The organism is Inquilinus sp. NPDC058860 (assembly GCF_042743185.1).
Taxonomy (GTDB): domain Bacteria; phylum Pseudomonadota; class Alphaproteobacteria; order DSM-16000; family Inquilinaceae; genus Inquilinus.
On record NZ_JBHYMS010000010.1, the window covers coordinates 76901 to 91962 of the forward strand.

The window sequence follows — 15062 nt, forward strand, 5'->3', positions numbered from 1 at the left end:
TCCCGGCCGGATGGCCGGCCGCCTCGCGGTCAGGGCCGCGGCGGTTTCGCCCGCGGCGCCGGGTGGCTCCGGGCGGGGCGGTGGGGACGGTCCTCCTCGATCCGGATGTGCCGGTCCTGCGCGTCCGGCCGGCGGATCGAGGAGGCGAAGCGGCCGGCGGCATGGCGGGCGATCTCGACCCGGCTCTGCCGCTCGGCGATCTCGATCCGGCCGATCTCGGCCTTGGTGACATGGCCGCGGCGGCACAGGAAGGGCAGCAGCCAGCGCGGATCGGCGTTGTTGGCGCGGCCGACATTCATCCGGAACCAGACCGATTCACCGTCACCCTCGCGGGCCGGGCCGCCCTCCCGGGCGGGACGGGGCGGACGCCGATCGGCCGAGGCGGGCCGCCGCTCGGGCGGCGGCGACAGCTCCTCGGGCGCGGGAAGGAGGCTTCGATGCAGACGGATCAGGGCGACCGCGAGATCCTCCGGGCTGCGCTCGGCCAGCAGGGCGCGGGCGGCGGAAAGATCCTCCTCCGTCGCCGGTTCGGCCAGGACCGTGTCCTGGGCCAGCCGCGCCTGGTCGCGGGCGCGGATCTCGTCCGCCGCGGGCGGCGGCGACCAGGCCGCCTCGACCCGGGCGGCGCCGAGCAGCCGTTCGGCTTGGTGACGGCGATTGTACGGCACCAGCACGACGCTGACGCCCTTGCGCCCGGCCCGGCCGGTGCGGCCGCTGCGATGCTGCAGGACCTGCGCGTCATGCGGCAGCTCGGCATGGATGACCAGGCCGAGATCCGGCAGGTCGAGCCCGCGCGCCGCGACATCGGTGGCGACGCAGACCCGCGCCCGGCCGTCGCGCAGCGCCTGCAGCGCCCGGTTGCGCTCGACCTGGCTCAGCTCGCCCGACAGCGCCGCCACGGCAAAGCCGCGCTCGAGCAGGTTGCCCTGCAGGCGGCGGACCGCCTCGCGGGTCGAGCAGAACACGATGGCGCCGCGCGCCTCGAAGAAGCGCAGGATGTTGACCACGGCGCGCTCCGCCTCGTGCGGCGCGACCGGCATGGCCCGGTACTCGATGTCGCGATGCGGCTCGTCGCGCGACGACATGGCGATGCGCCGGGCGTCGGTCTGGTAGCGCCGGGCGAGGGCGGTGATCTCCCTCGGCAGCGTGGCCGAGAACAGCAGGGTCCGGCGCTCCGCCGGGGCAGCGTCGAGGATCGCCTCGAGATCCTCGCGGAAGCCGAGGTCGAGCATCTCGTCGGCCTCGTCCAGCACCACGGCGCGCAACCCCGAGAGGTCGAGCTGCCCGCGCTCGATATGGTCGCGCAGCCGCCCGGGCGTGCCGACGACGATGTGGCAGCCCGCGGCCAGCAGGCGCTGCTCGCGCCGGGCGTCCATGCCGCCGACGCAGGCCAGAACGCGGCCCCCGGCCGGCTGGTAGAGCCAATCCAGCTCGCGCTGCACCTGCAGCGCCAGCTCGCGGGTCGGGGCGATCACCAGGGCGAGCGGCGCCGCGCCCGGCCCGAGGCGTTCAGCATCGCCGAGCAGCGCGCCGCCGAGGGCCAGGCCATAGGCCACCGTCTTGCCCGAGCCGGTCTGGGCCGAGACCAGCAGGTCGCACTCCGCGTTCTCGGGCTGGAGCACCGCGGCCTGGACCGGCGTGGGTTCGGCATAGCCGCGCTCGGACAGGGCGCGCAGCAGGCTGGCGGGGGCGGGGGAAAACGGCATGTCGCACGAGACCCTTGGTTCGAGCCGTGGCGGACACTGCTCCTTGCGGGGAAATCCCGATCTTCTGCAATGCCGGCAACCGGCGGCCGCATCGCTGCGGGCCGGTCCAACGCACGAGATCTCCGGATCGTCGCGGGCATCGATACGCGACCCGGGCGCCGCGCACAAGGGCTGCGCTGCCGTCGGGATGCGACGGTTTCGCCCTGCCGCTCCTCGATCAGCGAGGACGTCATGGCCATTCCTCCGATGGCCGAGGTCCGGCTCGGGCCGTCGCGGACGCGGCTGATCGGCCATGACGCGCGCGACTCGCGCGCTCATACCGCTTGCAAAAGCGGGGCGTTCCCTCTAGGAAACCTGCGGCGTTTCGGGCCATCGGGGCGTAGCGCAGTCTGGTAGCGCGCCTGCTTTGGGAGCAGGATGTCGGGAGTTCGAATCTCTCCGCCCCGACCATCCCGATAGAACACAGAGGGTCGGCCGAGGCATGCAGGCGCGCATCTATCGTCGTTCCAAATCCGCGATGCAGAGCGGTCGGGGCAAGGTCCATGACTGGGTCCTGGAATACGAGCTCGCGACGCCGCGCCGGCCGGAGCCCCTGATGGGCTGGGTCGCCTCGGGCGACACGCTGAACCAGGTGCAGCTGACCTTCCCGAGCAAGGAGGAGGCGATCGCCTTCGCCGAGCGCAAGAGCCTGGGCTACTCCGTGCTGCCGGAGCAGGAGCGCCGGGTGGTGCCGCGCAACTACGCCGACAATTTCCGCCCGCGGCCGCGCTGAGCGCAGCCGCAGGATACGGCCCCGTAGCTCAGTTGGATAGAGCACCCGCCTTCTAAGCGGACGGTCGCTGGTTCGAGTCCAGCCGGGGTCGCCATCCTCTTGTGCTGCCGCGAAACCTCACGGTGGCTGCCATCGTCCAGTATCGAACGTGATCGGCACGCCTTCGAAGCCGAAGACGACCGAGCAGTCCGGGGCGAAGCGGAGCCGGTCGTCCTCGACCCGGAAGTCCGGAAGGCGTTCGAGGATCGCCTGCAGACACACGGCGATCTCCATGCGGGCGAGATGCATGCCGAGGCATTTGTGGCCGCCGGCGCCGAATGAGAGGTGCGGATTCGGCTGGCGGCGGAACTCGACCTCGAATGGGGAGGGGAAGCGCTCCTCGTCGAAATTGCCGCCGTGCCAGAGCAGCAGGACCTTGTCTCCCTTCCGCAGCCGCACGCCGTGCAGCTCGGTGTCGGCCATGACCGTCCGGCCCATGGCCATCTGGGCGGGGAAGACGCGCAGGAACTCGTCGACGGCGCCGGGCAGCGCCTCCGGCGCATCGATCAGCTCCCGCCGGCGGTCCGGATTCTGGCCGAGATAGACGACGGCGGTGCCGATCGAGGCCTGGGTGGTCTCGAAGCCGGCCATCAGCAGCGTGTTGACGATCCGGCCGATCTCGATCTCGCTCAAGGCTCGGCCCTGGAAGCGGGCGTCCAGCAGGCCAGCCAGCAGAGACCCGGGCACGGGCTTGTCGCGGAAGGCCCGGATATCGGTCTCGAGGCGTTTGCCCAGCGCGAGGAAGTCGCGCCAGGCGACGTCGCGGGGCACCAGCCGGTGGACGAAGTTGTGGATCGGTGCCGCATAGGCCTCCCAGCCGTCGGGATCCAGGCCGACGATCCGCAGCATCAAGGCCGAGATCGCCGGCCGGGCCACGTCGCCCACCACGTCCAGGCTGCCAGTCGCCAGCCTGGGCTCGATCCGGTCGAGCACGGATCGGCGGAACTCGGGGGCCCATGCGCGGACGGCGTCCGGGGAGAAATACCGGTTGAGGAGGCGCCGGTATTCCATCGATGCGGGCGGGTCGTAGTGGAACGGGATCAGCGTCGGTGCCGGATGCTCCGGAATCTCGAAGCCGCGTCCGGCCGAGAAGATCTCCGGCCGGCGGACCACCTCCATCAGGTCTTCATATTTGGTGACGACATAGAATCCATCGTGTCTTCGCGAATGGAAGATCGGGCATTCCCGGTGCATGAAGGGAATGAGGTTGTAGATGTCTTCCGTACATTCCGGGGAATGGTGATCGAAGCTGTCGATCCGTGATCGGTAGTGCTCGTCGGATGATCGAGGCTTGATCGGCTTCAGCATCGGCTGTTCCTTCCTCGCGGTACATGCATGGCGGGCTCATGACGGATCTTCGTCCCCGGCCCGCCCGAACGGCGCCAGCTGGTGCGAAATCCGGCGGAGGATCGCGGCACGCTGCTCCTCCAGGAACAGGTGGCCGCCGTCGAGCATCTGCAGCGTGAAGGCGCCGGCAGTGTGCCGGCGCCAGGCCGCGAGATCGTCGAAGCCGACGACCTGGTCGTCCAGCCCGCCGAGGACCGTGATCGGGCAGTCGAGCGGCGGCTCGGGCGGGAAGGGCAGGGACTCGTTCAGCTCGCTGTCGGCACGGAAGACGTGCAGGACACGGCGCAGCGCCTCGGGGTTGCCGCGGATCGTCGCCGGGACCTCGATCATGCCCGAGACATAGTCCAGGAACTCCGGGTCGCCCAGGCGATAGGGCGGAGGCTCCGGCGTGGGAACCCGGCCGGGCTCCTGGGTCGCCGCCAGGATCAGGGCGCAGGGCTGGGCCAGCCCCTTGCGGCGGAGATGGCGGGCGACGGCGAAGGCGGTGCGCCCGCCCAGGCAGTAGCCGAAGAAGGCGAAGGGCATGTCGCCCTGCATCGCGGCCAGCCCCTCGAACGCCTTGCAGAGCGGATCGATGCGGCGGATCGGCTCCTCCGCCAGCCGGGTCTCGCGCCCGGGCAGCTGGACCGCGCAGAGCTCGATCCGCGGATCGAGATGCCGCGCCCAGGCGGTGTAGGCGCTGGCGCCGCCGCCGCCATAGGGAAAGCAGTAGAGGCGGAGGGCCGGCGCCGGATGGATCCTCGGCCGCACCAGCCAGGGTGTCGCCGGCAGGGCCGAGGGACCGTCCGCCGGGGCCGCAGCCCTGTCCTGCCACCGGTGCAGCATCGGGAGGCCGCCGTCGAGATAGGCGCGGCGGCAAGCGCCCCGCGCCAGCTTGCCGCTGGTGGTCCGCGCCAGGAGGCCCGGCCGGACCAGCCCGAGCGCCGCCAGCGGCACGTCATGTGCTGCGCTCACGGCCCGGCGGATGGCGGCGCCGACTGCATCCAGATCAGGCGGTCCGCCGCGACGCTCGATCTCGGCGATCATGACCGGCCGCTCGACGCCGTCCAGGGTGACGGCGAAGGCCGCGGCCTGGACGATGGCGGGGTGGCTCGCCTGGGCGGTCCACTCCAGATCCTGCGGCGCGACGTTGCGGCCGTCGACGATGATCAAGTCCTTGCTGCGGCCGCTGATGAACAGCTCGCCCCCGTGCAGGAAGCCGAGGTCTCCGGTGCGCAGGAAGGCCCGGCCGGGCGCCTGCGGCAGCGTCGCGCCGAAGGTCTCGCGCGTCTCGTCCTCGCGGCCCCAATAGCCGGAGGCGAGGCCGGGGCCGCTGGCCCAGATCTCGCCGACCCTGCCGGCCCCGGCTTCTTCGCCGCGGTCGTCGACGATGCGGATCTCCGTGTCGGAGGCAGGGACGCCGCAGCCGACCAGGCGGCGCGCCGGCGTGACCCGGTCGGCGGGTCGCACCTCTCCCCGTTCCAGAGCCGCGGCGTCGAAATCGACCGCCCGCACCCCCTGGCCCGATCGCGCGCCGGAAAGGAAGAGGGTCGCTTCGGCCAGGCCATATCCGGGACGGAAGCCGGCGGGCAGGAAGCCGCTCGGCGCGAAAGCTTCGGCGAAGCGGTCCAGCGCGGCGGCGTGCACCATCTCGGCGCCGCAGAAGGCGATGCGCCAGCGCGACAGGTCGAAGGTGCCGCGCAGCGTCTCCGGCACCCGGTCGACGCAGTGCTGGTAGGCGAAGCTCGGGCCGCCGCAGACAGTGCCGCCGTAGCGCCCGACCGCCGCCAGCCAGCGCTCCGGCCGCTGCACGAAGGTCAACGGCGACATCAGGGTGGTCGCAGCGCCGATGTAGATCGGCAGCAGCAGCGTCGCCACCAGACCCATGTCGTGATAGAGCGGCAGCCAATTCACCCCGGCGCTCGACGGGCCCAGCTCATACGCCCTGCGGAGCTGGTCGAGATTGGCGAGCAGGGCGCGCTGGCGCACCATCACGCCCTTCGGGTTGCCGGTGGTCCCCGAAGTGTATTGCAAATGGGCCAGCGGATTCTCCTCATCCGGGGACACCACCGCGTGGCCGCCTTCCTCCGCGAGGGACTCGCTGGCCAGGATGGATGGCCCGGGTATCCGCGACCCTGTCCAGCGGCTGATCTGGTCATGGGTGAGGAGCAGCAGCCGGGCTCCGGCGTCCTGGGCAATGCGGTCGAGCCGCGCCTGATCCCGAGGACGGGGCGGGGCGACGGGAATGGCCACCATGCCGGCGTAGAGGCAGCCGAAGAAGGCCTCGACGAATGCGAGGCCGGGCTCATGCGCGAGAATGACGCGATCGCCGGGGGCGGCTCGCTTCAGCAATGCCGCGGCGACGGCGCCGGCACGGCGATCGAGCCGCGCATAGCTCAATGTCTCGAGCTGTTCCTGACCGTCGGGATAGCTGAGGAAGGAGACGGCCGGCGCATCGGGGCTGCTTCGCCCCCGAAGCCGCAGGATGCCTTGGATGGTTGCGGCATCGGTTGCCGGCCCGGCGATGGACGCGAGGTCATCCATGGCCGCTGTCCCGGGCATCGGCGGCTGGTGGCCCGAACAGTCGCTGCGTCAGCAGCCGGATGCTCGGGTGTTCCCAGAGCAGCACCGGATCGACCGCTCGCGAGAGATAGGTCTCCAGATCGGCGGTCAGCGCGATGGCCTGGCGCGACGTCAGGCCAAGGTTGATCAGATGCTCGTCGATATCGACGCTGGCCGGCGAGATTTCGAGGATTCCGGCGATCCGGGCCGCGAGCCACTGCTGGACTTCCTCAATCGACCTGTCTGTCATGCGATCCTCTTTGCTGTCTTTCCAGCAATGGCGTGAGAATGCTGCCGTTGAGCGACGCACATCGGACGTGGCGTCCGGCATTGACCGCTCGCGCGATGGCCTACACGCGCAGCTCCGTGTCCAAGGTGGCGACGACTTCCTCGCCTCGGATCACCCGAGAGGCGAAGATGCCCCTCGCACCGCTGTTCCGAAGTCCTTCCGGCTCGCCGAAGGCAGAGTGGGGCGGCTGAACAGCGATGCGCTCGCAAATTGTCGGAATATCCAACCTCTGCACGAATTCACCTCCGCGATGAAGTCATTGCACGGCCTGTCGGTGCTAACCCTTTATTATCGACGGCGCACGATGGTGCTTCTTGGGCGGCTTAAAAACTAGTTATTGTTTGATTCCGATTAACAGTAATGTGGATTGAATTATGTATCAATATCTATAATTATTCAGTAATGTTTTGAAATTTGTGCTGAAAATTAAATATCATGCGGTGTATTTCCTTAAAGTCCGGGCGCTCGCGGTCGATGGGGCGAGTGATGCCTTGATTTCGGGCTCGATGTCATCTGTTGGGATCCGGTAGCGGCGGTCGGCGTCTATTGGGCGGTAGCGCGTCTGCCCACCCCGTCGGAGGAACGCTCGTTGTTGACGATCCTCCTGCGCCGCGGTCGCGGCGATCCGCAACCGGCTGACGCGACCGTTTGAGAATGACCACGCCGAGTTCGAGGCGGTCCTGCCCGGCCTGCGCCGGACCAAGGGTGCTCGGCCGTCGGCGATCAGGCCGCGGCCGCCGCGGGAGTCAGAGCACGAAGTCGCCGGAGACGAGGGCAATGCTGCCGGTGAGCTGGATCTGGAAGTCGGAGACCTTGTCGCCATTGACGTCGCCGGCGATGGTGGTGACGCCGCCGGAGATGGCGTAGCGCAGCTGCCCGGCGACGCCGGTGTAGACGGCGGTGCCGATGAAGCCGAAGGCCTGGTCGCCGGCCGCGCCGGTGCTGGCGTCGATCGCCGACAGGTCGATGCGGTCGCCCTGGGCGTGGCTGAAGTCGGTGATCCGGTCCGCCCCGGCCCCGACCGGGCTCTGCGCCGTGCTGCTGGTGACGAAGCGGTCGAGCCCGGCGCCGCCGGTGAGCGTGTCCTTGCCGCCGGCCCCGGTGAGAATGTCGTTGCCGTTGCTGCCGCTCAGCGTGTTGGCGCCGCTGTCCCCGACCAGGCTGTCATTGCCCAGGCTGCCGGCCAGGTTCTCGATCCCGGTCAGGGTGTCGCCCTGCGCTTCGCCGCCGCTGCCGAGGCCGGTGACGAGGCTGACCACGACCCCGGTCGCGCTGCCGTAGTAGCTGGCGGTGCCGGCGCCGCCGTCGAGGTCGTCGGCCCCGGCGCCGCCGCGGAGGATGTCGTCGCCGTCGCCGCCGTAGAGCGCGTCATCGCCGTTGAGACCGTTGAGCACATCGTCGCCGCCGAGGCCGTTGATCTCGTCGGCGACCGAGTTGTGGCCGTAGAGCGCGTCGGCGCCCTCGTCGCCGGTCACCACCCCGTCGCGCGGATCGATGATCTGGATCCGGATCTCGTCGGTGGCGGAGCTGCGCCATTCCACCACCAGCCGGCCGTCGGCAAGGGCCGCGACATGCGGGTTGAACTGGCCGCTCGCGCCGTCGGTGCCGGTGTTGACGGTGAACTGGCTGCCGACCCGCTGGCCGAAGGCGTCGAAGACCTGGCCGACGATGTTGTAGTCGGCGCTGTTGACGCCCGAGGAGCTGTCGGACCAGACGGCGACGAAGCCACCATCCGGCAGGGCGACCAGATCGGGGAAGGCCTGGTGGTTCTTGAAGGTCGAATTGACCACGAACTCGGTGCCGACCTCGCCGCCGGCGGAGTTGTAGATCTGGGCGTGCACGCTGACGCCGCTGCGGTCCTCCAGCGCGGTCGAGAACTCGTACCAGGCGATGACGAAGCCGCCATTGGCCAGCCCGATCACGACGGCCGGGTGGTCGCCCGCAGCGCCGACGCCCGCCGTGTTGTTGACCTGGAGCGAGCCGGTGACGGCGGTGCCGTTCGATTCGAACACCCGATACCGGTAGTTGTGGCCGCCGTTGTGGTCGACCCAGGTGACGACATAGCGGGTGCCGCCGGCAATCTCGGCGATCGACGGCGCTTCCTGGATGCCGGTCGTCAGGTCGTTGTTGACGGTGTCGAAGCCGATGCGGATGTCGCCGCCGGACACGTAGACATGGCGGTAGTCGATGGCATCGGACGAGGTGATCGCCCCTTGCTCCTCACCGGCGGCGTTGGCCCACCCGTGTCCGATCATGAAGGCGCCGTCGGCGTCATACCGGTTCACCCAGGCATTGCCGTCGCCGGTGGCGCTGGTGAAGGCGACGGCGAAGCCCCCTTCCGCCAGTCCGACGACCTGCGGCTCACGGTAGGCCGTGCCAGCGCCTTCGCTGACGACCAAGATCTCGGTGCCGACCGGGTTGCCGGACGCGTCGAAACGCTGGGCCACGACACGCTGGGGCACGCTGTCGTCCTGCCACACCACGACATAGCCGCCATCCGCGAGGCCGGCGACATCCGCCTCCCGGATGTTGGAGTTGAACGTCGTTCCGACCACCCGCTCGCCGCCCCATTTCCGCACCGGCATGACAACCTCCCCCGTTCCACCTTTGTGGTGCCCGGCGACCGGCCGGGCATAGCGGGGTAAACCTGCCGCGAAACGGGGCGCCCGGCATCGCCAGGACGGGAGATGCGCGCTGGACGGATATTGTCTATATTGGTGGGTTTTTTGTCACAATCATTCCGGGCCGCGCTCCGGGCGCCGCGGCCGGGCCCTCAGTCCCGCTTCACCCATTTCACCGGCACCGCCCATTCGACCACCACATCCTCCATCGGCGGGGCGTTGTAGCTGTCGAGGGTGAAGTAGCCGGGGCCGGAGCCGCGGCGCAGCACCTTGACGAAGGTGCGGCCGTCGGCCAGGCGGACCACGACCTCGCGCCCGATCAGCCCGGCGGGGTCCACGGCGGCGTCGGCGCGGCGGTAGTAGATCGTCTCGCGCTCGAGATAGCGGGGGAACATGGAATCGCCCTCGACGATCACCGCCACCGTCATGTCGTCGGCGCCGGGCGGGGCCTCGACCTCGTCGATCCGCTCCGACGACGCGTCGCCGTCGAACAGATGCACCTCGGCGCCGGCGCCGACCTTGCCGACCAGCCGCACCGCGCGGGGCGTGCCCAGCACCTCCAGCTCGCTGGTGCCGAACGCCTCGGCCGCCAGCCGGATATAGTCGGCGGTCAGCCGCCGCTCGCCGCGCTCGAGCTTGATCAGCTGGCCGCGGGAGACGCCCATGGCCTCCGCCGCCTGTTCATGCGTCCAGCCCCGGGCCTGGCGCAGCTGTTTCAGTCCGTTCCCCATTCCGGGTATCTTGAAGGATCGAATCCGCGTTGTCATTCCCCATTTTGGGAAATATTGGCTTGACAATGTTCCCCGGAATGGGGAATTCTTTATCTCATGGTTCTGACCCTTTTGATCCCATCCGGCGGCCGAGCCGGGTGATCCCGCGGCCCGGCGCCGCCGGTTGAATTTCCCTTCCGCAACGGACCGTGGCGGCCCGGCTGACCGCCCTTCCTGTCCGGAGTTCCGTTCATGTCCTGCGCATCCGCGCTCGCCGGCCCGGCGGCCGGCCTCGCCCTCGCCTTGGCCGCCGCCTGTCCGGCCGCCGCCCAGGCGGCCCCCGCCCAGACGGAAAGCCCCTGCGCGCCCTACGAGATCGTCGCCGCGGCGCTGAGCCAGCGCTATCACGAGGCCCCGGTGGCGCGGATGCTGTCCGCCCGCGGCTTCGTCATCGAGATCCTGGCCTCGGCCGACGGGTCCAGCGTCACCGTGCTGGGCATCCAGCCCGGCGGCACCGCCTGCGTGCTGGCGACCGGATCGGCCTTCGACTTCGTCGACCCGGCGGCGACGCCGGCGCCGGGGACGGGCGCCTGATGAGCGACGCTGCCCCGATCCCGCTCAGCGACCGGACCCGGACGCTGTTCACCGTCATCGCCGCCGCGGCGGCGGCGGGGGCGCCGACGCCCTCGGCCCCCGAGCTCGAGGCGGCGCTGCAGGCCGCCGGGCACCGGATTACCGGCAACCCGGGCCTGATCGGCGGCGAGCTGCGGCGGCTGCAGCGCGCCGGCCTGATCACCGTCATCGGCCGCCAGGGCCGGCGCGTGTTCGAGATCGCCGGCACCGGCCAGCGCACGGTCCGGCGCCCCGTCGGGAGCAGCAGCCCGGCGCTGGTCCTGGCCCTGGCCCGGCTGAAGCTGCGGAACCGGGACGCGCAGGCGGGGTGGCCACGGCCGACCCGGGAGAGCGCCGCGGCCTACGACGCGGCGGTGCGGCGCCGGGAATTCGCTCGCCACGAGCACCCCGAGCTGGCCGGCCCGCTGGTCCGGCTCCACCCGCCGGTCCGGCATTCGCCGGCCGGGTGCGCCGCGGCGATGATGGCGGCCTGGTGAGAGACCGCCGGGAATGCGTCGGCGCGGCCGTCTGGAGGCGGTTTCTCCGCTTCCGGTGCTCACGCACCAAATGTGCGCTGCGCTCCGGTTCTCGAAACCACCGCCAGCCGACTCACGCCGGCGCATTCCCGGACGATCTCGGAGACCGTCAGATGCGGGAGGCGGCGGGGCCGCTGAAATGCGCGTCGCGGAAGGCCGCGAAGTCTCGCCGGAACTGCTCCAGCCCATAGGGCTCGGGCGGTTCCGTCGGCGTCCGGCGCATGATCGCGGCCAGGATGCAATCATGCACCCGGCCCAGGCTGCCGCCCTCGCGCGCGATCCGCATGGCGCGGGCGATCCATCCCACCTCCACTGCGGAGGGCCGATGGCCCTCCTGCCAGTTGAGCAGATAGATGCGCAGCCAAGCGTAGATCGCCTCGGCCTGCCGTGGGGACTCCGACATGCGACCTCCGGTCCTCCCTAGAGCAAGAGGACGACCCCGGACGTTGTTCCCGATCAAAGAGATGAGGCGGCATGCAGCCGCCTCCATCGCGATGTCTCGAACCGGCAGAGGACATATGATGGCGCGACACAGGATCCGACGCGGGCGGACGGCCGCGGCCGGGGAGGAGATGCGGGAGACGCCGGAGCGGGCCCGGCACGCGGCCGGGATCGTCGGCCGGCCGGCAGGCACCGCGATCGGCGCACCGGTCGGCCGCCTGGTGCAGGCGCCGATCGACCGGCTGGCGGCGCGCGGCTCGATCAGCCCGCGCATGCATTCGGCCGGACAGCAGCTGCGCCGCCAGTTCGAGATCGGCGTGCTTGGGGTGCAGGACCGCGGCAGCGGGTTGCCGCCCGGGATCCGCGGCACCCGCCTGGTGCTGACCCCGGGCGAGACGCAGCTCGGGATGCTGCGCGCCTACAGGGCGGCGCTGCGACGTCTCGGCCCCCATGTCGGGGCGGTGGTGGAGGCGGTGTGCTGCCACGAGCAGGACGTGGTGGAGGTTTCGGCCAGGCAGGGGCGCAGCCGCGACAAGGTGATGGGCGTGCTGGAGGACGGGCTGAAGACGCTGGCCGACCACTACCACCTGACCGGCCGGGACGACCCGGCGCCGGGAGGGGGCGAGGCGGGAGCGCGGCGGGGGGCCCGGCCGCGAGCGGTGGGGGTGCCGTGACCGGCGCCGTCGCGTCCGCTCCGTCGCCGCGCGGCGCGAGCGCCTTGCTCGAACGCGATACAGCCCGGGCAATCGGGTGAAGAGACGGAAACTCACAGTGCCTGTTATTTTGTTGCCATTGCCGCGCTGGCGTTCAAGTTTAGGTCAAGCACCAGTCGGGTTGGTCGAAGATGTCGCCAGGGGGATGGAAGGCACTCGGGCAGTGGGGTGAAGACGCAGCTCGCATCGAACCGCTCGCCGGCGGCGTTGCCAACGACGTGTGGAGCGTGCGCGTCCACGGGCAGCTCGCGGTCGGTCGTCTCGGTGCCAGGAGCGACGCCGATCTCGCGTGGGAGACCGAGCTCCTTCAACACCTCGACCGTGCAGGCCTGACCGTGCCGGTGCCGATCCCGACGACGGCCGGCCGGCTGTTCGCGGACGGCCTGGTGGTGATGACATATGTGGAGGGCGGACCGCCCGAGACGGAGGCCGACTGGCGTCGCGTGGCCGACACGCTTCGCCGGCTGCATCGGTTGACGCAGGGCTGGCCGCAGCGGCCAGGCTGGCGATCGTCGACCGACCTCCTGCACGCCGAGACCGGGACGAAGATCGACCTCGCCGCGATGCCGCCCGAGGGCGTTGCCCGATGCCGGGCGGCGTGGGCGCGGCTCATCGGACGTCGGACATGCGTCGTCCATGGCGACCCCAATCCGCGCAACATCCGCATGACCGCGGATCGGGTCGCGCTGATCGACTGGGACGAGTCGCATGTCGACGTCCCGGACCTCGACCTGGTGCTGCCCCACAACGCCGCCGGTCTCGACGGCGGCGCGCATGACATCGCCGCGCAAGCGTCGGCCGCATGGGAAGCCGCCGTCTGCTGGGACGACGAGTACTCGATCAAGCGGCTTGCCGAAGTCCGGGCGGTCTGAGCAGCGGCAGCGAGAGGCCGCACCGAATGCCGGATCCTCCGGCGCCGCCGCTCAACCGACGGGGTCTGTTGGCGTCATCGTGTTTTCCGGGCCGACGCGGCGAGCACTGTGGAGGCCAAGCGTCTCACCCAAGGTCTAGGGTGACTTTCCGGAAGGCGTGGAACGACCGGTAGGCCAGGTGGAAAGCGCCTGCTCGGCAACGGCCTCCAGCATGTCGCGGCTGAAGCCGGCTTTGGCCTGCACCGCCATGCCGTGAGTGACAGCCATCACGAAGGCCGCAAGGGCATCGGGTTTGGCCGTCTCCGGCAAGTCGGCCTCGGCCTTCGCCCGTTCGAAGCGGTCACGGAGCTGCGCCTGAGCAGCCGCGCGAAACTCTATCAGCGCTTGCCGCACAGGTTCCGCTTCATCCGATCCCGCCAGGGCCCCATTGATCCCGAAGCACCCCGGATGGTCGGGATAGCGTGTGTTGAGGTCGGCTGCATTGTACAGGATATGCGCAGCGACCTGGCGCGCCGTGGGCAATTGAAGCGCCTCCGGAACGTAGCCCAGATATCGCTCGGTATAGCGAGCCAGAGTTCGGCGGAAGAGCGCTTCCTTGTTGCCGAACGCGGAATAGAGGGCGGGTCGCTCGACGCCGGCAGCCTCGGTCAGGTCGGCGTAGGACGCGCCCTCGTAGCCCTTGCGCCAGAAGACGCAGAGCGCGGCGTCGAGCGCTTTCTCCACGTCGAATTCGCGGCGGCGCCCCATCAGCCCAGCCCGGTTTTTTTCATAATGGACGTTACTAAACCGCTTGACAGCCCTTGTCCAGATTTCATACCAAGCGTTACCGTAACATTCGTTACGAAAAGAGGCGGTCGCTCGCCGGGGTCGGGCAGCGCCCCTGATCGCATACCGAAAGGGTTCTCATGTCGAACATGTTGAAGGGCAAGGTCGCCCTCGTGACCGGCGGCTCGCGCGGGCTCGGCGCCGCCGTGGCGGAAGTCCTTGCCGACCAGGGGGCGGACGTCGCGATCAGCTATGTCGCGTCGGCCGGGAAGGCCGAGGCCGTGGTCGAGACGCTGAAGGCGAAGGGCGTCCGGGCCCTCGCGATCCGGAGCGACCAGGCCGACACGGCCGCGGCCAAGCCGCTGGTCGACACCGTGGTGGCGCATTTCGGCAAGCTCGACATCCTCGTCAACAACGCGGCGATCGCCGTGCAGGGCAGGACGGTCGACGATCCCGACCTCGACACGGTCAATCTCGATCGCCAGTGGCAGATCAACGTCATGGGCGCGGTGGCGACCACGCGTGCGGCAGCGCCGGTGCTGCCGGATGGCGGCCGGATCATCTTCATCGGCTCCCTCCTGGGCAGCCGCATCCCGTTCGCCGGCGTCGCCGACTATGCGGGAACCAAGGCGGCCATCGCCGGATATGCGAGGGGCGTCGCCCGCGATCTCGGCCGACGCAACATCACGGTCAACGTCATCCAGCCCGGCATCATGCCGACCGACATGGCGGCGGAGGTGCGCGACAAGCTGCCCGACTCGCTCATGGACCTGCACCCCATCCGCCGGATCGCGACGCTCGAGGAGGTGTCGGCCATCGCCTGTTTCCTGGCAGGACCGAACGCGGGCTACGTCACCGGCGGCGTGGTCGACGTGGCCGGCGGCCTGCAAGTCTGACAGACGTCTGGACATGCGCCTGGCGCGGCCGTTTGACGGGGGGCTCGAAGCTTCCGGTGCTCATCCGCTGCGCTCCGGTTCTCGAAACCACCGCCAGCCGACTCGCGCCGGCGCATTTCCGAACGGTCTCTGGGCGTCGAAGGTCAGCCCGAAGGTGAAGCTCCTGCACCGCCGATCGATGCGCGCATTGTTCCGCCAGGGG

14 protein-coding genes and 2 tRNA genes are annotated in these 15062 nt (G+C 70.1%); 8 read left to right on the forward strand and 8 right to left on the reverse strand.

The window, feature by feature from the left end:
* Positions 1 to 29: 29 nt before the first annotated feature.
* The gene (locus ACFW16_RS09345; protein ID WP_380304110.1) at positions 30 to 1706 is read right to left on the reverse strand and encodes a DEAD/DEAH box helicase; all 1677 of its coding nucleotides are present in this window, start codon (positions 1704 to 1706) and stop codon (positions 30 to 32) included.
* A 373-nt stretch (positions 1707 to 2079) separates the two neighbouring features.
* Here ACFW16_RS09345 and ACFW16_RS09350 point away from each other — a divergent pair.
* The 3 genes from ACFW16_RS09350 (at position 2080) to ACFW16_RS09360 (ending at position 2572) form a co-directional block, all read left to right on the forward strand.
* Positions 2080 to 2156, forward strand: a tRNA-Pro gene (locus ACFW16_RS09350).
* Positions 2157 to 2187: 31 nt separating this feature from the next.
* Positions 2188 to 2478 carry an ETC complex I subunit gene (locus ACFW16_RS09355; RefSeq protein WP_380304112.1) on the forward strand — a complete coding sequence of 97 codons (291 nt, stop codon included), beginning with the start codon at positions 2188 to 2190 and terminating at the stop codon, positions 2476 to 2478.
* 17 nt (positions 2479 to 2495) lie between these two features.
* Positions 2496 to 2572 (forward strand) — tRNA-Arg (locus ACFW16_RS09360).
* Between the two features lie 23 nt (positions 2573 to 2595).
* On the opposite strand, the gene ACFW16_RS09365 is transcribed toward ACFW16_RS09360, so the two are convergent.
* The 5 genes from ACFW16_RS09365 to ACFW16_RS09385 all read right to left on the reverse strand — a co-directional run bounded on the left by ACFW16_RS09365 (position 2596) and on the right by ACFW16_RS09385 (position 10046).
* Complete coding sequence (locus ACFW16_RS09365; RefSeq protein ID WP_380304114.1) at positions 2596 to 3825, reverse strand: cytochrome P450; 1230 nt, start codon at positions 3823 to 3825, stop codon at positions 2596 to 2598.
* A 36-nt stretch (positions 3826 to 3861) separates the two neighbouring features.
* Positions 3862 to 6387: an AMP-binding protein gene (locus ACFW16_RS09370; protein ID WP_380304116.1), complete on the reverse strand. Its 2526-nt coding sequence runs from the start codon at positions 6385 to 6387 to the stop codon at positions 3862 to 3864.
* Positions 6380 to 6736, reverse strand: coding sequence for an acyl carrier protein (locus ACFW16_RS09375; protein WP_380304118.1), 357 nt, complete (start codon positions 6734 to 6736; stop codon positions 6380 to 6382). Before ACFW16_RS09375 ends, ACFW16_RS09370 begins: the two co-directional genes overlap by 8 nt.
* A gap of 704 nt (positions 6737 to 7440) precedes the next feature.
* Positions 7441 to 9279: a calcium-binding protein gene (locus ACFW16_RS09380; protein WP_380304120.1), complete on the reverse strand. Its 1839-nt coding sequence runs from the start codon at positions 9277 to 9279 to the stop codon at positions 7441 to 7443.
* Between the two features lie 188 nt (positions 9280 to 9467).
* A complete protein-coding gene (locus ACFW16_RS09385) occupies positions 9468 to 10046 on the reverse strand; it encodes a helix-turn-helix transcriptional regulator (protein WP_380304122.1) in 579 nt (192 codons plus the stop codon).
* Positions 10047 to 10277: 231 nt separating this feature from the next.
* Between ACFW16_RS09385 and ACFW16_RS09390 the strand changes: the two genes are divergently transcribed.
* The gene (locus ACFW16_RS09390; RefSeq protein WP_380304123.1) at positions 10278 to 10619 is read left to right on the forward strand and encodes a hypothetical protein; all 342 of its coding nucleotides are present in this window, start codon (positions 10278 to 10280) and stop codon (positions 10617 to 10619) included.
* Complete coding sequence (locus tag ACFW16_RS09395) at positions 10619 to 11134, forward strand: hypothetical protein (RefSeq protein ID WP_380304125.1); 516 nt, start codon at positions 10619 to 10621, stop codon at positions 11132 to 11134. Before ACFW16_RS09390 ends, ACFW16_RS09395 begins: the two co-directional genes overlap by 1 nt.
* Before the next feature lie 148 nt (positions 11135 to 11282).
* Here the strand turns inward: ACFW16_RS09395 and ACFW16_RS09400 are convergent, their stop codons facing one another.
* Positions 11283 to 11576, reverse strand: a complete 294-nt coding sequence (locus tag ACFW16_RS09400) for a hypothetical protein (RefSeq protein WP_380304127.1) — start codon at positions 11574 to 11576, stop codon at positions 11283 to 11285.
* A 118-nt stretch (positions 11577 to 11694) separates the two neighbouring features.
* Between ACFW16_RS09400 and ACFW16_RS09405 the strand changes: the two genes are divergently transcribed.
* Positions 11695 to 12288 (forward strand): DUF6456 domain-containing protein, encoded by a 594-nt coding sequence (locus ACFW16_RS09405; protein WP_380304129.1) that lies wholly within the window; start codon positions 11695 to 11697, stop codon positions 12286 to 12288.
* A 170-nt stretch (positions 12289 to 12458) separates the two neighbouring features.
* Entirely contained in the window at positions 12459 to 13199 is a 741-nt protein-coding gene (locus tag ACFW16_RS09410; protein ID WP_380304131.1) for a phosphotransferase enzyme family protein, read from the forward strand.
* A gap of 135 nt (positions 13200 to 13334) precedes the next feature.
* Here ACFW16_RS09410 and ACFW16_RS09415 read toward each other — a convergent pair whose 3' ends face one another.
* Positions 13335 to 13946 (reverse strand): TetR/AcrR family transcriptional regulator, encoded by a 612-nt coding sequence (locus ACFW16_RS09415; RefSeq protein WP_380304133.1) that lies wholly within the window; start codon positions 13944 to 13946, stop codon positions 13335 to 13337.
* 158 nt (positions 13947 to 14104) lie between these two features.
* Here ACFW16_RS09415 and ACFW16_RS09420 point away from each other — a divergent pair, with 158 nt between their 5' ends.
* Positions 14105 to 14860 carry an SDR family NAD(P)-dependent oxidoreductase gene (locus ACFW16_RS09420; RefSeq protein WP_380304135.1) on the forward strand — a complete coding sequence of 252 codons (756 nt, stop codon included), beginning with the start codon at positions 14105 to 14107 and terminating at the stop codon, positions 14858 to 14860.
* Positions 14861 to 15062 lie beyond the last annotated feature (202 nt).